General features: G+C 70.4%; 15 protein-coding genes and 1 riboswitch. Of the genes, 4 read left to right on the top strand and 11 right to left on the bottom strand.

Annotation, left to right across the window (positions count from 1 at the left end; translation table 11 throughout):
• Positions 1-155 precede the first annotated feature (155 nt).
• The 10 genes from moaD to EBL84_RS01780 all read right to left on the bottom strand — a co-directional run bounded on the left by moaD (position 156) and on the right by EBL84_RS01780 (position 9,107).
• Positions 156-410 carry a molybdopterin converting factor subunit 1 gene (gene moaD / locus EBL84_RS01735; RefSeq protein WP_123139235.1) on the bottom strand — a complete coding sequence of 85 codons (255 nt, stop codon included), beginning with the start codon at positions 408-410 and terminating at the stop codon, positions 156-158.
• Positions 411-417: 7 nt separating this feature from the next.
• Positions 418-1,659 carry a gephyrin-like molybdotransferase Glp gene (gene glp / locus EBL84_RS01740; RefSeq protein WP_123139236.1) on the bottom strand — a complete coding sequence of 414 codons (1,242 nt, stop codon included), beginning with the start codon at positions 1,657-1,659 and terminating at the stop codon, positions 418-420.
• Positions 1,660-1,667: 8 nt separating this feature from the next.
• On the bottom strand, positions 1,668-2,198 hold the full coding sequence (gene moaB / locus EBL84_RS01745; protein ID WP_005221921.1) for a molybdenum cofactor biosynthesis protein B: 531 nt from the start codon (positions 2,196-2,198) through the stop codon (positions 1,668-1,670).
• A 486-nt stretch (positions 2,199-2,684) separates the two neighbouring features.
• Positions 2,685-3,059 (bottom strand): diacylglycerol kinase, encoded by a 375-nt coding sequence (locus EBL84_RS01750; protein ID WP_123139237.1) that lies wholly within the window; start codon positions 3,057-3,059, stop codon positions 2,685-2,687.
• Positions 3,049-4,524, bottom strand: a complete 1,476-nt coding sequence (gcvPB, locus tag EBL84_RS01755; RefSeq protein WP_123139238.1) for an aminomethyl-transferring glycine dehydrogenase subunit GcvPB — start codon at positions 4,522-4,524, stop codon at positions 3,049-3,051. Before gcvPB ends, EBL84_RS01750 begins: the two co-directional genes overlap by 11 nt.
• A 90-nt stretch (positions 4,525-4,614) precedes the next feature.
• Positions 4,615-5,112 (bottom strand): thiol peroxidase, encoded by a 498-nt coding sequence (gene tpx / locus EBL84_RS01760; RefSeq protein WP_123139239.1) that lies wholly within the window; start codon positions 5,110-5,112, stop codon positions 4,615-4,617.
• A gap of 41 nt (positions 5,113-5,153) precedes the next feature.
• The gene (gcvPA, locus tag EBL84_RS01765; RefSeq protein WP_123139240.1) at positions 5,154-6,524 is read right to left on the bottom strand and encodes an aminomethyl-transferring glycine dehydrogenase subunit GcvPA; all 1,371 of its coding nucleotides are present in this window, start codon (positions 6,522-6,524) and stop codon (positions 5,154-5,156) included.
• Positions 6,525-6,633: 109 nt separating this feature from the next.
• Complete coding sequence (gene gcvH, locus EBL84_RS01770; RefSeq protein WP_123139241.1) at positions 6,634-7,026, bottom strand: glycine cleavage system protein GcvH; 393 nt, start codon at positions 7,024-7,026, stop codon at positions 6,634-6,636.
• Positions 7,027-7,113: 87 nt separating this feature from the next.
• On the bottom strand, positions 7,114-8,208 hold the full coding sequence (gcvT, locus tag EBL84_RS01775) for a glycine cleavage system aminomethyltransferase GcvT (RefSeq protein ID WP_123139242.1): 1,095 nt from the start codon (positions 8,206-8,208) through the stop codon (positions 7,114-7,116).
• Positions 8,209-8,393: 185 nt separating this feature from the next.
• Positions 8,394-8,484, bottom strand: a riboswitch (glycine riboswitch).
• Between the two features lie 80 nt (positions 8,485-8,564).
• Positions 8,565-9,107, bottom strand: coding sequence for a zinc ribbon-containing protein (locus EBL84_RS01780; protein ID WP_005221914.1), 543 nt, complete (start codon positions 9,105-9,107; stop codon positions 8,565-8,567).
• A gap of 530 nt (positions 9,108-9,637) precedes the next feature.
• On the opposite strand from EBL84_RS01780, the gene leuS reads away from it, so the two are divergent.
• From leuS to EBL84_RS01800, 4 genes are all read left to right on the top strand, one after another.
• Complete coding sequence (leuS, locus tag EBL84_RS01785) at positions 9,638-12,190, top strand: leucine--tRNA ligase (protein WP_123139243.1); 2,553 nt, start codon at positions 9,638-9,640, stop codon at positions 12,188-12,190.
• Positions 12,191-12,261: 71 nt separating this feature from the next.
• Positions 12,262-12,774: an LPS assembly lipoprotein LptE gene (lptE, locus tag EBL84_RS01790; protein WP_123139244.1), complete on the top strand. Its 513-nt coding sequence runs from the start codon at positions 12,262-12,264 to the stop codon at positions 12,772-12,774.
• A 76-nt stretch (positions 12,775-12,850) separates the two neighbouring features.
• Complete coding sequence (gene holA, locus EBL84_RS01795) at positions 12,851-13,864, top strand: DNA polymerase III subunit delta (RefSeq protein ID WP_123139245.1); 1,014 nt, start codon at positions 12,851-12,853, stop codon at positions 13,862-13,864.
• 31 nt (positions 13,865-13,895) lie between these two features.
• A complete protein-coding gene (locus EBL84_RS01800; RefSeq protein WP_123139246.1) occupies positions 13,896-15,170 on the top strand; it encodes a glutamate-5-semialdehyde dehydrogenase in 1,275 nt (424 codons plus the stop codon).
• Between the two features lie 102 nt (positions 15,171-15,272).
• Here EBL84_RS01800 and EBL84_RS01805 read toward each other — a convergent pair whose 3' ends face one another.
• Positions 15,273-16,730, bottom strand: coding sequence for a hypothetical protein (locus EBL84_RS01805; protein ID WP_123139247.1), 1,458 nt, complete (start codon positions 16,728-16,730; stop codon positions 15,273-15,275).
• Positions 16,731-16,754 lie beyond the last annotated feature (24 nt).

A 16,754-nucleotide genomic window follows, 5' to 3' on the forward strand; every position in this document is an offset into this window, starting at 1 on the left:
AGTCCGACCTCGCCGTCGGCGTCGTCGATCCCGGGATCGGTGGGGCTGGTTGTGTGCCATCAGCGACCAGCTCCCAGCATCCAGCTAACAACCGTCGGTCATGTGCGCGTGAGGTGCCTGCTGGCGGCTGAAAGCTGGCAGCTGATGGCTGGTCGCTACCCCCCCGTCACCGGCGGGAAGAGCCCGATCTCGTCGCCGTCGCTGATCTCGGTCTCGGCGCGGGCGAGGGTGTGGTTGCGCGCCATCATCAGCCGCGGGGTGGCCTCGAGGGCCTCGCGCCAGGGGGCGCCGCGCGCGCTCAGGTGCGTGACCAGCGCGCCCAGGGTGTCGACCCCGGCGGGGAGTTCGATGCGCTCCTCGTCGCGACCGATGCGTTCGCGCAGGCTGGCGAAGTAGCGGACGTGGATCATCGCGCCCTCAGTGCAGCAGCTCGGTGAAGGGGATGAACTCGACCGGGTCGCCCGGGGCGATCGCCACCCCGGGGGCGAGGTCGACCAGCCCGTCGGCCCACACCAGCGAGCGCAGCGAGGCCGAGGAGCGGCTGGCGAAGACCTCGACCCGGGGCTGTCCGCTGTCGTCCTCGACCAGCCGGGCACGGTGGAACTCGCGACGCTTGTCCGGGCGCGGCCAGGCGAAGGCGGCGGGCAGGCGTCGCCGACGCGGCGCGAGGTCGCCGCCGACGCCCTGCATCCGCAGCACCAGCGGGCGCACCAGCAGCGCACAGGTGACGAACAGCGAGACCGGGTTGCCGGGGCTGCCGAAAAACGGGGTGTCGGCGATCCGCCCGAAGGCTACCGGCTTGCCCGGGCGGATCGCCACCTGGTGCAGCGCGAGCGTGCCGATGCGCTCGACGGCCGGGCGTACATGATCCTCCTCGCCGACCGAGACCCCGCCGCTGGCGATCACCAGATCGGCCGCGTCGGCGCCGCGGGCGAGCGTCGCGCAGGTCGCCTCCAGGTCATCGGGGATGCGCCCGAGATCGATCACCTCACAGCCGAGCGCGGTGAGCATCGCCCCCAGGGTGAGACGGTTGGAGTCGTAGATCTGGCCGGGGCCGAGCGGGGCGCCGGGCGCGACCAGCTCGTCGCCGCTGGCGCAGATCGCCACCCGTAGCCGGGGCCGCACCATGAGTTCGGCCAACCCCAGACTGGCGGCGAGCCCGAGGTGCTGAGGGCCGAGCCGGGTGCCGGCGGCGATCACCTCGGTGCCGGCGGTGAAATCCTCGCCGGCGCGGCGGATGTTGCCGCCCGCCTTGCACTCGGGCGGGATGCGCACCCGCTCGCCGTCGCGCTCGCACTGCTCCTGCATCACCACGGTGTCGGCGCCCTCGGGCACCGGGGCGCCGGTGAAGATCCGCGCCGCGCTGCCCGGCGCGAGCGGCGCGCCGACCGTGCCGGCGGTGATGCGCTGGCCGATCGGCAGCCAGCCGTCTGCGGCGGCGGCGAGGTCGGCATGGCGCAGCGCATAGCCGTCCATCGCGCTGTGGTCCCAGTGCGGGACCGCCAGCGGGCTGCGCAGCGGTGCGGCGAGCACCCGACCGAGCGCGGCGGCGAGCGCCACCGGCTCGCTGGTGCTGGGTGTCGGCGCCTGTTCGAGCAGCCGCGCGAGCGCGGCGTCGAGTGACAGGGCGCGGGGAGAGGCGGGACAACTGGCGGACATCGCGGACCTCAACGTTCGTGGAGACGGGGCAGCAGCTGGGCGAAGTTGCAGGGGCGGGTGCGGCGATCGAGCTGGGGGGCGAGGATGCGCTCCCAGGCGGTGCGACAGGCCCCGGTCGAGCCCGGCAGGCAGAACAGGAAGGTGGCGTTGGCCAGCCCGGCGAAGGCGCGCGACTGCAGCGTGGAGGGGCCGATCTCGGCGAGCGAGTAGTGACGGAACAGCTCGCCGAAGCCCTCGATCTCCTTGTCGAGCAGTGGGCGCAGCGCCTCCGGGGTGCTGTCGCGGCCGGTCACCCCGGTGCCGCCGGTGCTGATCACGACATCGACGGCGGGGTCGGCGATCCACTGCGAGACCTGGGCGCGCAGTCGGTAGATGTCGTCGGCGACGACACAGCGCGTCACCACCTGGTGCCCGGCCGTGCGCGCGGCCTCCTCGAGCAGCGCCCCCGAGGTGTCGCTGGCGAGGTCGCGACTGTCGGAGACGGTCATCAGCGCGATGCGCAGTGGCAGGAACTCGGGCGATCCGGTCGTCTGGGACATGCGGACTCCTTGCGGGCTCAGTGATCCGAGACGGGCGTGTACACGCCACGCGTCGAACCATCATCGCCGCCCGCTGCGGGGCTGGCAAGGGGGTGTCAGCTACCAGCCGCCAGCCGCCAGCCGCCAGCTACCAGCCGCCAGCCGCCAGTCGCCGGGGCTGATGGCTGGGCGCTGGCGGCTGGATGCTGATTCGAACCGCAAAGACGCCAAGCGCGCGAAGCAAGGATGTTTCGGCTGGGTGGCCGCTTCAGGCAATCGAGCGTCGTTTGCGCCAGCCGTCAGCCGCCAGTCGTCAGCCACCAGCCGCCAGTGAGGCGCGGCGGTCCGCTGCCGCTCATGGTCGCTACCCGCGGACGTCCGCTGGGGAGCGTCGCTTGAACCATCCGCCAGCCGTCAGCTCCCAGCCACCGGTCTCGATGGCTGGCGGCTGGCGGCTGGCGGCTGGTAGCTGGCCGCTGGCGGCTTAGGTCACTCTGGCCGCTGCGGTCAAAAGAGCTTGGGCACCAGCAGCAGGGCCCAGATCACCACGCACAGGGTGATGCTGGAGAACACCGCCGCCGAGGCGATGTCCTTGGCGCGTCCCGAGAGTTCGTGGCGCTCCGTGCCGATGCGGTCGACGTTGGCCTCGATCGCCGAGTTGAGCAGCTCGACGATCGGCACCACCAGCAGGCTGCCGACGAGCAGGGCGCGCTCGACCGGGGTCTCGCCGAGCCACAGCCCGAGCGGGACCAGCGGGATCAGCAGAAACAGCTCCTGGCGGAACGCCTCCTCCAGCTCGTAGCAGGCGCGGAAGCCCTTCATCGAGTAGCCGAAGGCGCGTACCACCCGGCGCCAGCCGAGGTTGCCGCCGTTATTGGCCATCGCCGCCCCCGTCGGCCTGCTGCGGGGTCCAGGCGAGGTCGAGTTGGCGCGCCGCGCGCACGTCGTCGAGACGGCGCCGCGGCATGGTGTAGGGCGCGCCCTTGAGCTTCTCCGGGTCCTCCTGGGCCTCGCGGCGGATCGCGATCATCGCCTCGACGAAGCCGTCGAGCGACTCCTGGGTCTCGGTCTCGGTCGGCTCGATCAGCAGGCACTCGGGCACCAGCAGCGGGAAGTAGGTGGTCGGGGCGTGGAAGCCGTAGTCGAGCAGCCGTTTGGCGAAGTCCATCGCGGTGACGCCGTACTCCTTGGCCTCGCGCTTGAGGGTGACGATGAACTCGTGGCTGGCGCGCCGCTCCGGGTAGGCCAGCTCGAAGCCCGCCGCCTGCAGCCGCGCCATCAGATAGTTGGCGTTGAGGGTGGCGAAGTCGGCCACCCGCGCCATGCCCTCGCGCCCGAGCATCCGCGCGTAGACATAGGCGCGCAGCAGGATGCCCATGTTGCCGCCGAAGGCGGTCATGCGACCGATGGTCTCGGGGCGGTCGGCCTCGGTCAGCCAGCGGTAGTCGTCGCCCTCGCGCTCGACCAGCGGCACCGGCAGATAGGGCGCGACCCGCGCCGAGACGCCCACCGGACCCGCGCCCGGACCACCGCCGCCGTGCGGGGTGGAGAAGGTCTTGTGCAGGTTCATGTGGATGACGTCGAAGCCCATGTCGCCCGGACGCACCTTGCCGAGGATGGCGTTGAGGTTGGCGCCGTCGTAGTAGAGCAGGCCGCCGGCGTCGTGGACGATGCGGGCGATCTCCTCGATGTTGCGATCGAACACCCCGACGGTGCTCGGGTTGGTGAGCATGATGCCCGCCGTCTGCGGTCCCACCGCCGCGCGCAGCGCCTCGACGTCGACGTCGCCGTCGGGGCCGGTGGGGATCTCGCGCGCCTGGTAGCCGCACATCACCGCCGAGGCCGGGTTGGTGCCGTGGGCGGCATCGGGGATCAGCATCTCGGTACGGGCGTGATCGCCGCGCGCGAGGTGATAGGCGCGGATCATCGCCACCCCGGTCAGCTCGCCCTGGGCGCCGGCGGCGGGCGCCAGCGACACCGCGCTCATCCCGGTCACCGCCTTGAGGATCTCCTGCAGGTCGTGGAGACAGGCCAGCACCCCCTGACCGTGCTCGACCGGCGCCAGCGGGTGACGCTCGGCGAAGCCGGGCAGCGCGGCCAGGCTGTTGCACACTCGCGGGTTGTATTTCATGGTGCAGGAGCCGAGCGGGTAGAAGTGGGTGTCGATCGAGAAGTTCTGCTGCGACAGCCGGGTGTAGTGACGCACCACCTGCAGCTCGGAGACCTCGGGCAGCCGCGGCGGCGCGCGGCGGCGCAGCGCCTGCGGGATGTCGCTCGGCTCTGGGGTGTGGCTCGGGGCCAGGACGTTGGCGCGGCGTCCGGGGCGGGATTGGTCGTGGATCAGCATGGCGATAGGGTCCGTCGGGTGGTGCGGCCCGCGCGGGCGGGCCCGGGAGCTGGGACCGCGCCGCGTCTCGGCGGCGCGGCACGGGTCGGTTCAGAGCGCGGCGAGGGCGGCCGCGTAGTCGGGTTCCTCGGTGATCTCGGGGACCAGCTGGCAATGAACCACCCGGTCCTCGGCGTCGAGCACCACCACGGCGCGGGCACAGATCCCGGCCAGCGGACCGTCGGCGATCAGCACCCCGTAGTCGCGCGCGAACGCCTGCGAGCGCATCAGCGACAGCGGGATCACGTTGTCGATGCCCTCGGCGCCGCAGAAGCGGCCCATGGCGAACGGCAGGTCGGCCGAGATCACCAGCGCCACGGCGTCGTCACGCTCGGCCATGGCGGCGTTGAAGCGCTGGGTGGAGAGCGCGCACACCGGGGTGTCGAGGCTGGGGACGATGTTGAGCAGCTTCTTCTTCCCGGCGAAGTCGGCCAGGGTGCGATCGTTGAGGTCCTTGTCGACCAGGGTGAAGTCGGGGGCCTGCTGCCCGACGGCGGGCAGGGTGCCGGTGAGGGTGACGGGCGAGCCTTGCAGTGCGGTCTGTGCCATGGGTGATGTCTCCGCTGCGGTTGGAAGCCGTGGCCGGGCGTTCAGCCGGCCTCGAGGATCTCGGCGAGGGCGCTGGCGTAGCGACGCATCTCTTCCTCGCTGCGCTGCTCGGTGGCGCACACCAGCAGCGCGTCGTCGAGTTCGGGATAGTCGGCGCCGAGGGCGAAGCCGCCGAGCACGTCGGCCTCGGCGGCGAGCCGTCCGAGCACCTCGCGCGGCGCGCGCGGCAGGCGCAGCGCCTGTTCGTGGAAGATTGCGCCGGTGAACGCCGGCTCGACCCCGGGGAGGGCGCAGAGCCGCTCGACGAGCCCCAGGGTGTTGGCGTGACAGGCACGCGCGACCTGCTCCAGCCCCTCGGCGCCGAGCAGCGCCAGGTGGATGGTCGCGGCGGTCACCATCAGCCCCTGGTTGGTGCAGATGTTGGAGGTCGCCTTGCTGCGGCGGATGTGTTGCTCGCGCGCCTGCAGGGTGAGGGTGAAACCGGGCTTGCCGTCGGCATCGAGGGTGCGCCCGACGATCCGTCCCGGCAGCTGGCGCACCAGCGCCTGCTTGCAGCAGAGGAAGCCGGCGTAGGGACCGCCCGAGGACAGCGGCATGCCGAACGGCTGGGCCTCGCCGCAGGCGATGTCGGCGCCCGCAGCGCCCCACTCGCCGGGGGGGGTGAGCAGCGCCAGGGCCAGCGGATTGACCACCGCCACGGCCAGGGCGCCCTGCTCGTGGGCCCAGTCGGTGAGGGCGTCGACCGTCTCGAGCACGCCGAAGAAGTTGGGCTGGTTGATCACCACCGCCGCCACGCCCTGGTCGCCGGCGAGCGCGGCGCAGCGCTCCACCGGGGTCTGGCCGCCGGCGGCGTCGAAGTCGACCTCGACCAGCTCCAGCCCCTGCGGCTCGACGATGGTGCGTACCGTGCTCCGGTACAGCGGGTGCAGCGCGCGCGGGATCAGCACGCGCCTGGACTTGCAGCGACGGTTGGCGCGCACCGCCATCAGCAGCGCCTCGGCGAGCGCGGTGGCGCCGTCGTAGAGCGAGGTGTTGGAGGCGTCCAGCGCGGTGAGCGCGGTCATCATCGACTGGAATTCGTAGAGCACCTGCAGCGTGCCCTGGCTGGCCTCGGCCTGGTAGGGGGTGTAGGCGCTGTAGTACTCGCCACGGGTGGCGATCTGCCACACCGCCGCCGGGATGTAGTGATCATAGGCGCCGGCGCCGATGAAGCAGGCCGGCTGCTCGTCGGTCTGGGCGCGCAGGCGCATCAGCCGGGTGATCTCCTGCTCCGAGAGCGCGGGCGGGATCTCGGCGCGCTCGCCGCTGCGCAGCGCCGCGGGGATCTCGTCGAACAGCGACTCGATCGAGGGGGCCCCGATGGCCTGGAGCATCGCGGCGACGTCGTCGTCGGTGTGGGGGATGAAGGGCATGATCTGGATTCCGGGGCCCGCGGCGCGGGCGCGTCTGCCTTGAACGGGACCAGCGCGCGCCGCGCGCGCCGGGCGAGGTGCCGGCCCCGATCGGGGCCGGTGGCTGGGCTCAGTCCTCTTCCTCGAGCACCTTGGCGTAGGCCGCGGCGTCGAGCAGGGCGTCGAGCGCAGCGGCGTCGCTCGGCGCGAGACGGAAGATCCAGCCCTCGGCGTGCGCGCTGGCGTTGATCAGCTCGGGGGCGTCGCCGAGCGCCTCGTTGGCCTCGACCACCTCGCCGGCGAGCGGGGCGTAGATGTCGGAGGCGGCCTTCACCGACTCGACCACGGCGCAGGCCTCTGCGGCGGCGACCTGGCGTCCGACCTCGGGGGTCTCGACGAAGACGATGTCGCCGAGCGCCTCCTGGGCGTGATCGGTGATGCCGACGGTGACGGTGCCGTCGCCGTTGTCGCGCACCCACTCGTGGCTCTTGGTGTATTTCAGATCGGCGGGGATGTCGCTCATTGGGGGTTCTCCGTTGCGGTCTGCACGCAGACGCTCGATGTCATGGCTGCCGGGAGAGACCCGGCAGGTTCGGATAGGGGTCGGGGTTCAGGCGAGGTCGATCAATGCCTTGCCGTGACGCGCGAAGGGCGGTTTGACCACGCGCGCGGGGACGGCCTTGTCGCGGATCAGCACCGCGCAGCGCTCGCCGATCGCCGGGGCGACGCGCGCCAGCGCGATCGAGCCGCCGAGGGTGGGGGCGAAGCCGCCGGAGGTGATCTCGCCGGCGACCTCGCCGTCGATCAGCACCTGCTGGTGGCCGCGCAGCACGCCGCGCCCCTCCAGCACCAGACCGACGAAGCGGCGCAGTCCGCCGCGCTCGCGCTGCGCGCTGAGCGCGGCGCGACCGATGAAATCGCGCTCGGTCGGCTCCCAGGCGACGGTCCAGCCGAGCCCGGCCTCGAGCGGGCCGGTCTCCTCGTCCATGTCCTGACCGTAGAGGTTCATCCCCGCCTCGAGACGCAGGGTGTCGCGCGCGCCCAGGCCGCAGGGCTGTACCCCGGCCTGCTCCAGCGCCTGCCACAGCGTGGCGGCCTCGGTGGCCGGGAGCATGATCTCGAAGCCGTCCTCGCCGGTATAGCCGGTGCGCCCGACGAACCAGTCCTCGTGTTCTGTGGCGAAGAAGGGGGCGAGCGCCTGTGCCTGCTCGGCCAGCGGCGCGGCGAGCAGCGGGAGGGTCTTGGTGCGGGCCTCGGGGCCCTGCACGGCGATCATCGCCAGGTCCTCGCGCGGCCGGATGTCGACCGCGAAGCCGGCGCGTTGTTGCGCCATCCAGTCGAGGTCCTTGGCGGCGGTGGCGGCGTTGACCACCAGGCGATAGTGCTCGGGGCCGCGCAGATAGACGATGAGGTCGTCGATCACCCCGCCCTCGGGGTTGAGCATGCAGCTGTAGAGGGCCTTGCCGGGCTGGTTGAGACGGGCGACGTCATTGGCGAGCAGGTGGCGGAGGAAGTCGCGCGCCTGTACACCCTCGATGTCGACCGGACGCATGTGGGAGACGTCGAACATGCCCGCGGCGCGGCGCACCGCGTGGTGCTCCTCGAGCTGGGAGCCGTAGTGCAGCGGCATGTCCCAGCCGCCGAAGGGGACGATGCGCGCGCCCAGACGCACGTGCTCTGCAAACAGGGGGGTACGTGATCCCATTCGACTCTCCGCTAGACTGTTCGGGGTGCCGCGCGCGCGGCCATGATAACGACGCCGCGGGTCAGTTCGACCCACGGCATCGCCCCTCTGTCTTAGACCTGAGAGTTTGCTGACGGTGACCGGGTGGTTCCGCCGCTGCCCCGTCGGTGGGCCGCGCCTGTGGCGGCCACTCTCCAGAGTCGGTCCTCGTTCCCGCAGTCCTTTTGCCTGAGCGATTCCGGGCGATGTTGCGCCTTCGGCGCCGGCGAAGCTGCCGGTCTCTCCCGCGGGACATGACACGAGCGGCCACTATAAGCGCGCCCCCGGTCGATTTCCAGCCCCGCGCGCGGGCTCGCACCCGCGCGCGCCTTGGTGGTTCAGCCCTGCTGGTCCTCGCGTCCGACCGGGTTGCGGCGGAAGCTGGTGGCGCCGCACTCGGCGCAGGGCGGGATGCGACCGGCCTTGACGAAGTGGGTCTCGGCGCCGCACTTGTCGCACACCAGGGTGCCGGGGCCGGTGATCTCGCCGGCCTGGTAGAGGCTCATCCGGCGCGCCGTCTCGGCGATCTGGGCGAGCTGCAGCCGGGTCTGGTCGGCGACCTGGCTGAAGGCCTCGAACAGCCGTCGCTCCATCAGCTCCAGATCGAAGCGCCACCAGTCGCGGATGTCCTGGCCGGTCTCGGCGACGAAGCCGGCGGCGTCCTCGATGTCGCGACGGATGTAGTCGGCGACGCGCTGCGCCTCCTCGCGGCTGAGTTCGCCGAGTTCGACCAGGTTGTCGCGGGTCTTGTCGAGCACCTCGCGCAACCGCGGTGCCGTCTCGTTCTGCGCCTGCTCGATCGCCTCGTGGGCGTCCTCGAGCATGCGCTCGTAGGCGCGCACCAGCCGGTCGTCCTTCGGGTTCCTGTCTTGATCGCTCATGATCTGTCTCTCCAGTGGTCCAGCGGACCATCTTGGGCCGGCATCGGCCCGGGGCGAAGACAGCGGGCATCGGGCGACACCCGGTGTGGATCGCGTCGACTCCAGCATAGCAAAAGGGCGCTAGCGGGACTCGGCGGGCGCCGATCGCCAGCCACCAGCCACCAGCTGCCAGTGGGTGGGGGCTGCGAACGACCGCGCGGGACGGATGGGGTGCGTAAACGGTGACGGGGGCAGGGTCGAGCCATGAAGAATGCTTGAGGCGAAGGGGAACGTCTTCGAGGGGGGGGCAGTGGACGAGATGATGCCGGCGTGCTTACGGATTAGCGGGGCAGCCAGAAAGCCTTGCCAAGCGCGAGCGTGGCCGCCCTGCGCCTTGCGCTCGCGATACCACCCACTGGCGGCTGATAGCTGGCGGCTGATAGCTGGCGGCTGGTGGCTACCCACGACCTCCCCCCGGTCGCCGTGCATCATCGAGCTGGGTTATGCTTTCGTCATCATTCCAACCCCAGTTGTCACAAGACCGAAGACCCATGCAGACCGATTACGATCCGTGCGCCGTCGAGGCCGCGGCCCAGCGCTATTGGGAAGAGCACCAGTCCTTCAAGGCCGTCGAGGACACCTCGCGCGAGAAGTTCTACTGCCTGTCCATGTTCCCCTATCCCTCGGGGCGGCTGCACATGGGGCACGTGCGCAACTACACCATCGGCGACGTGATCGCGCGCTACCAGCGCATGCTCGGCAAGAACGTGCTCCAGCCGATGGGCTGGGACGCCTTCGGCCTGCCGGCGGAGAACGCCGCGATCACCCACGGCATCCCGCCGTCGCAGTGGACGCGCTCGAACATCGCCTACATGAAGGACCAGCTCAAGAAGCTCGGTTTCGGCTACGACTGGGACCGTGAGCTGGCCACCTGCGACCCCGACTACTACCGCTGGGAGCAGTGGCTGTTCACCCGACTGATCGACAAGGGGCTGGCCTATCGTGCCAAGGCGATGGTCAACTGGGACCCGATCGACCAGACCGTGCTCGCCAACGAGCAGGTGATCGACGGGCGCGGCTGGCGCTCCGGCGCGCCGATCGAGAAGCGCGAGATCACCCAGTGGTGCGTGCGCATCACCGACTACGCCCAGGAGCTGCTCGACGCGCTCGACGGTCTCGACGGCTGGCCGGAGCGGGTGCGCACCATGCAGCGCAACTGGATCGGGCGCTCCGAGGGTGTGCACATGACCTTCGGTGTGGCCGACAGCGACGAGACGCTGGGCATCTACACCACCCGCCCCGACACCGTGATGGGCGTGACCTATGTCGCCGTCGCCGCCGAGCACCCGCTGGCGCGTCGCGCCGCCGAGACCGATCCGGCGCTCGCCGCCTTCATCGAGGAATGTCGCCAGGGCGGGATCTCCGAGGCCGAGATCGAGACCATGGAGAAGAAGGGATATCCCCTCGGCATCGACGCCATCCATCCGATCACCGGCGAGCCGGTGCCGATCTATGCCGCCAACTTCGTGCTCATCGGCTACGGCACCGGCGCGGTGATGGCCGTCCCCGCGCACGATCAGCGCGACTGGGAGTTCGCCGAGCGTTACGGCATCGCCAAGCGCGCGGTGATCCGCCCGGCCGATGCCGAGAGCTGCGACATCAGCGCCGCGGCCTTCACCGACAAGGGCGTGCTGTTCAACTCCGGCGCGTTCGACGGACTGACCTCCGAGCAGGCCTTCGACGCCATCGCCACCTGGCTCAGCGAGCAGGGCAAGGGCGAGCGCACCGTCAACTTCCGTCTGCGCGACTGGGGCGTGTCGCGCCAGCGCTACTGGGGCTGTCCGCTGCCGGTGGTCAACGGCGCCGACGGCGAGGCGCGTCCCGAGACCGAGCTGCCGGTGCGTCTGCCCGAGGACGTGGTGGTCGACGGCTCGGGCTCGCCGCTCAAGCGCATGCCCGAGTTCTCCGAGCTCGGCAACGGCGAGACCCGCGAGACCGACACCTTCGATACCTTCTTCGAGTCGAGCTGGTACTACGCCCGTTACTGCTCGCCGGACTGCGACACCGCCATGCTCGACGAGCGCGCCAAGTACTGGCTGCCGGTCGATCAGTACATCGGCGGCATCGAGCACGCGGTGCTGCACCTGCTCTATGCCCGCTTCTTCCACAAGCTGATGCGCGACGAGGGCCTGGTCGACTGCGACGAGCCCTTCACCAAGCTGCTCACCCAGGGCATGGTGGTGGCCGAGACCTGGTATCGCGAGGACGCCGACGGGCGCAAGCAGTGGTTCAATCCCGCCGAAGTCGTGCCGGTGCGCGACGACAAGGGTCGGGTGGTCTCGGCGGTGCTCGAGGCCGACGGCGAGCCGGTGACCTATGGCGGCATCGAGAAGATGTCGAAGTCGAAGAACAACGGCGTCGATCCGCAGAGCCTGACCGAGCGCTACGGCGCCGACACGGTGCGGCTCTACACCATGTTCACCTCGCCGCCGGACCAGTCGCTGGAGTGGAACGACGAGGGCGTCGAGGGCGCCTTCCGCTTCATCAAGCGGCTGTGGACGCTCGGCACCGGCGAGGCCGAGACGATCCGCGCCGGCGCTGCGCCGGCCGACCTCGACGAGGCGGCCAAGGCCGCGCGTCTGGAGATCCACGGCGCACTCAAGAAGGCCCTGTTCGACTATCAGCGCAACCAGTTCAACACCGTGGTGTCGGGCTGCATGAGCATGGTCAACACCCTCTACCGGCTGGAGTCGGCGGCGCGGGCGCAGGTGCTGCGCGAGGGCGTGAGCATCGTGCTGCGGCTACTCGGCCCGATCGCGCCGCACGTCACCCATCATCTGTGGCGCGAACTCGGCTTCGGCGACGACATCCTCGCCGCCCCCTGGCCCGAGGTCGACGAGTCGGCGCTGGTGCAGGACAGCATCGAGTACGTGGTGCAGGTCAACGGCAAGGTGCGCGCCAAGATCAAGGTCGCGGCCGACGCCGACAAGGCGACGATCGAGGCCGCGGCGCTGGCCGACGAGCACGCGCGCAAGTTCATCGGCGACAAGACCATCCGCAAGGTGATCGTGGTACCGAAGAAGCTGGTCAACATCGTCGCCTGAGGCGTGGCCCTCGCCGGGGCCGGGTTCCGGCGAGGGCCGGCGCGATAGAGGAGAGACGGAGTGAGCAACGAATGAGTCGATCGATGCCCGGTGGCCGGGGTCCATGGATGGTGCTGCTGACGGCGGTGCTGCTGGCGCTCGCCGGCTGTGGCTTCCAGTTGCGCGGCAGCGTCGAGATCCCGCCGACGCTCAACCCGCTCTATATCCAGGCCGATGCCGGTTCGCCGGTGCGGCGCGCCCTGCTCGATCTGCTCGCGGGCAGCGACGTCGAGGTGACCCGCAACGCCACCGAGGCGCGGATGGTGCTGCGCATCCTTGCCGAGACCAGCTCCTCGCGGGTCGCCGCGGTCGATATCAACGGCAAGACCCTGGCCTACGAGCTGCACTACATGGTGCAGTTCGACGCCCTCGGCGAGGCCGGGGTGCAGCTGGTCGCGCCGCAGGGTCTGGATCTGGTGCGCACCTTCGACAACCCCGATGTCGAGGTCCTCGGCAAGCGGCTCGAGCAGGACCTGATCTTCGAGGACTTCGCCATCGAGGCCGCCGATCGTATCCTCACCCGGTTGCGGGTGGCGCTGCGCTGATCTCGCGTGACCTCCGCCGCGCGCCGTGCCCCGAGCCGGTGCGCGCTCTCCCCTTGTCCCGGACCCCTGGTAAATCATGCGTCTGCGTTTCAATCAACTCCAGGCCCAGCTCGCGCGCGGACTCGCGCCGGTCTATCTGCTCTGCGGCGAGGAGCCCTTCCAGCTCGACGAGGCCGCGCGGCTGATCCGTGCCGCGGCGCGCAAGGCCGGGTTCGCCGAGCGCGAGGTGCTCGACCAGGACGGCGGCTTCGACTGGAACGCGCTCGGCGCGGCGGCCGATGCGCTGTCGCTGTTCTCCACCCGCAAGCTCATCGAGCTGCGTCTGGGTGGGGCGCGCATCGGCAAGGAGGGCGGCGCGGCGGTGCGCGAGTACTGCGCCCGCCCCTGTGCCGACAACCTGTTGCTGATCCTCGCCCCCGGGCTCGAGCGCAAGGAGCTGAAGGCGCGCTGGGTCGGTGCGGTCGAGGAATGCGGTGCGGTGCTGCAGGTGTGGCCGCTGAAGGGGCGCGAGCTGGAGCAGTGGGTCGAGCAGCGGTTGCGCGCGGCCGGTTTCGCACCCGCGAGCGGCGTTGCCGCGCTGCTTGCCGAGCGCGCCGAGGGTAACCTGCTGGCCGCCTCCCAGGAGATCGAGAAGCTGCGCCTGCTCGGCGAGCCGGGCCCGCTCGGGCTCGACGACCTGCTCGGCACCCTTGCCGACAGCGCCCGTTTCGACCTCTTCGCCCTCACCGACGCCGCGCTCGCCGGCGATCGCGCCCGGGTGCAGCGGATCATCGCGGTGCTGCGCGCCGAGGGCAGCGCCGAGAGCCTGGTGCTGTGGGTACTGGCGCGTGAGCTGCGGATGCTCGCCGAGGCCGCCGAGGCCGTCGCCCGGCACCAGTCGCCGGCGACGGTGCTGGCCGCTCACCGGGTGCCCAGGCCGCGGGTGCCGGTGGTCGAGCGCGCGCTGCGTGCGCGCTCGTCGGGTCAGCTCCACGGTCTGTTGCGGCGCTGCGCCGAGGCCGATCTGGCGATCAAGGGGCTTGCTCCGGGCGATCCCTGGCAGCGGCTGGCCGCGATCGCCGACGATCTCGCCCGGGGCGACGCGCACTGAACGCCTTTTCCATCCATCGAAGGTCATCGACATGAGCGAATCCAGCATCCACGACATCGACGCCTACATGAGTGATCTCGGCGTGCGCGCCCGCGCCGCCGCCCGCGCCCTGGCGCGTGCCACCACCGCCGAGAAGAACCGCGCCCTGCTCGCCATCGCTGCGCGGCTCGATGCCGCGCGCGACCAGCTCGCCGCGGCCAACCGTCGCGACCTCGAGGCCGGTGCCGCCAAGGGGCTCGATGCCGCGCTGCTCGATCGGCTCGAACTGACCCCGGCGCGGATCGACGCGATGATCGAGGGGCTGCGCCAGATCGCCGCGCTGCCCGATCCGGTCGGCGCCATCAGCGACCTCGACTATCGTCCCTCCGGCATCCAGGTCGGGCGCATGCGGGTGCCGCTCGGCGTGGTCGGGATCATCTACGAGTCGCGTCCCAACGTCACCGCCGACGCCGCCGCGCTCTGTCTCAAGTCGGGCAACGCCACGGTGTTGCGCGGCGGCTCCGAGGCCTTCGCCTCCAACCAGGCGATCGCCGGCTGCATCCACGCCGGGCTGGAGGAGGCCGGGCTGCCGGCCGACGCGGTGCAGGTGATCGCCACCACCGACCGCGCCGCGGTCGGGGCGATGATCACCATGCCCGAGTCGATCGACGTCATCATCCCGCGCGGTGGCCGCGGGCTGATCGAGCGCATCAGCCGCGAGGCGCGGGTGCCGGTGATCAAGCACCTCGACGGCATCTGTCACGTCTACATCGACGCCCACGCCGATCTCGACAAGGCCTTCGCCATCGCGCTCAACGCCAAGACCCAGCGTTACGGCACCTGCAACACCATGGAGACCCTGCTGGTCGACGCCGCCGTCGCCGGGCAGATCCTGCCGCGCCTGGGCGCGGCCTTCGCCGAGCACGGGGTGGAGCTGCGCGGCTGCGCGCGCACCCGCGAGCAGCTGCCCGCGGCGCTGCCCGCCAGCGAGACCGACTGGGATACCGAATATCTGGCGCCGATCCTCTCGATCCGGGTGGTCGACGGTCTCGACGCGGCGATGGACCACATCGCCCGGCACAGCTCGGCGCACACCGAGTCGATCGTCACCGAGGACTACGCCCGCGCGCGTCGCTTCCTTCGCGAGGTCGACTCCAGCTCGGTGATGGTCAACGCCTCGACCCGCTTCGCCGACGGCTTCGAGTACGGGCTCGGTGCCGAGATCGGTATCAGCACCGACAAGTTCCACGCCCGTGGCCCGGTCGGGCTGGAGGGCCTGACCTCGCTCAAGTTCGTGGTGCTCGGCGACGGCCAGGTGCGCGGCTGAACGGCGTGACCCGGTCGCGCGGCGCGACCGGGCGATCGATCGGCTGAGCGGACACGACGAGGCCGCCCCGGTGGACCGGGGCGGCCTCGTGTCGTCAGGGCCTCAGTTGTAGGGGTTGGCCCGGTTGATGAAGTCCTGATAGGCGTCGGTGTTGATGGTGCTCGGCGGCAGCTGGGTGGCGAACCAGGTGAAGTTGTAGGGGCTGGTGTAGGCCCCTTCGGGGACCTCGACCACGCCGCCGAAGACCGAGCAGCCGCAGAGTGCGGTGGTCTTGTAGTAGGAGCCGGAGGCGCCGTCCAGGACGCACCCGGTCTCGATGCCGGGGACACACTCGTCGACCGTCTCGTTGCGACAGGTCAGGCCAGCGCTGCAGCTTGCGCTGTCGACCGGGACGTAGCAGCTGTTGCCGTTGCTCGGGTCGCATGGACCACAAGTATCGCCATGTCCTCCCGGCATATTGTCGGAGACGAAGTTGTAGTTTTCACAAGGTGCGGTGAACAGTCGTTTGTGACTGACCCGGACGAAGTAATAGCCCGGCTGGTCGAGCCCGAGCAGGAAGGTCTCGGGGTCGACGGCATCGCCGTCCGAGTCGGTGTTCTTGGTGTTGAATGACAGCAACGGGACCACCGAGGTCCGCGGGACGCCGTTCACGATCTGGGTGGCGGTGGCCATGTTATAGACCTCCATCTGCCAGTCGCCGAGACCGCAGCCCTCGCGCTCGCAGAAGGTCACCGAGATCAGCTCGTTGCCCTGGCTGTAATAGACGAACCAGTCCTCCTCCCCCTGGCCCCAGGTGTAGGTGGCGTCCGGGTCTTCCCCATCGCTCGGTGGGACGGTGTCGTTGAAGCTCAGGTTGACCACGCCGTACATGGTGACGCTGGTCGCCAGCGGATCGGAGATGTTCGGGAAGTCGTTGGGCTCGGTCTCGACGTCGTGGAAGCCGACCACGTAGTTGGGGGTGCCCAGGCCCGAGTCCTGCAGCGAGACGGCGAGCTGGTAGGCGCTGTAGACCTTGGCGCTGTCGTAGGGCTGTACCACCACGTAGTAGCTGCCGACCAGCCCGAGGGTGGCGCGGTAGACGATGGTGTCGCCGGCGGTGCCGCCAGAGCCGGTCACTCCGGTGTCGAATTCGGCGAAGATGTTGCCGGCGGCATCGCGGATGGTCACCTTCCAGCCCGAGGGATCGGCCGATCCGGGGGTGGAGAAGTTGACGATGATGTTCTGGTTGGGGCTGGTGGTCTGGGTGTAGTACCAGTCCTGGTCCTGCGGGCCGTAGCTCTGGCCCCAGAAATTGGCGTTGAGCTGGAGCGGGTCGGCGCTCACCAGGTTGTCGTTGGGCTCGGTCTCGCCGAAGCTCGGCGCGGGCAGGCAGGATGAGAGGCTGATGCCGCAACTGCCGGGGTCCGAGTAGCAGGACGAGACGCCGGCCTCGAAGCCGCTGCCGTAGGCCTCGTCGCTCGCCGTGCCGCAGTTGTCCGGATAGCCGCCGAGTGAGTCGGCGACGACGTGCAACGGCGCCAGCAGGCCGAGTGCGAGCAGAAGGGAGTGGATGGCTTTCATGACATATGGTCTTCCTGGTGACAC

The organism is Marichromatium sp. AB31, assembly GCF_003718685.1.
In the GTDB taxonomy this organism is placed as follows: Bacteria; Pseudomonadota; Gammaproteobacteria; order Chromatiales; family Chromatiaceae; genus Marichromatium; species Marichromatium gracile.

Bases quoted from the DNA above. Each gene is read 5' to 3' on its own strand.
- glp (WP_123139236.1), bottom strand. From the start codon at position 1,659: ATGTCCGCCAGTTGTCCCGCCTCTCCCCGCGCCCTGTCACTCGACGCC.
- EBL84_RS01780 (WP_005221914.1), bottom strand. From the start codon at position 9,107: ATGAGCGATCAAGACAGGAACCCGAAGGACGACCGGCTGGTGCGCGCC.
- lptE (WP_123139244.1), top strand. From the start codon at position 12,262: ATGAGTCGATCGATGCCCGGTGGCCGGGGTCCATGGATGGTGCTGCTG.
- tpx (WP_123139239.1), bottom strand. From the start codon at position 5,112: ATGGCACAGACCGCACTGCAAGGCTCGCCCGTCACCCTCACCGGCACC.
- moaD (WP_123139235.1), bottom strand. From the start codon at position 410: ATGATCCACGTCCGCTACTTCGCCAGCCTGCGCGAACGCATCGGTCGC.
- gcvPB (WP_123139238.1), bottom strand. From the start codon at position 4,524: ATGCTGATCCACGACCAATCCCGCCCCGGACGCCGCGCCAACGTCCTG.
- EBL84_RS01750 (WP_123139237.1), bottom strand. From the start codon at position 3,059: ATGGCCAATAACGGCGGCAACCTCGGCTGGCGCCGGGTGGTACGCGCC.
- leuS (WP_123139243.1), top strand. From the start codon at position 9,638: ATGCAGACCGATTACGATCCGTGCGCCGTCGAGGCCGCGGCCCAGCGC.
- EBL84_RS01800 (WP_123139246.1), top strand. From the start codon at position 13,896: ATGAGCGAATCCAGCATCCACGACATCGACGCCTACATGAGTGATCTC.
- gcvT (WP_123139242.1), bottom strand. From the start codon at position 8,208: ATGGGATCACGTACCCCCCTGTTTGCAGAGCACGTGCGTCTGGGCGCG.
- gcvH (WP_123139241.1), bottom strand. From the start codon at position 7,026: ATGAGCGACATCCCCGCCGATCTGAAATACACCAAGAGCCACGAGTGG.
- holA (WP_123139245.1), top strand. From the start codon at position 12,851: ATGCGTCTGCGTTTCAATCAACTCCAGGCCCAGCTCGCGCGCGGACTC.
- EBL84_RS01805 (WP_123139247.1), bottom strand. From the start codon at position 16,730: ATGAAAGCCATCCACTCCCTTCTGCTCGCACTCGGCCTGCTGGCGCCG.
- gcvPA (WP_123139240.1), bottom strand. From the start codon at position 6,524: ATGCCCTTCATCCCCCACACCGACGACGACGTCGCCGCGATGCTCCAG.
- moaB (WP_005221921.1), bottom strand. From the start codon at position 2,198: ATGTCCCAGACGACCGGATCGCCCGAGTTCCTGCCACTGCGCATCGCG.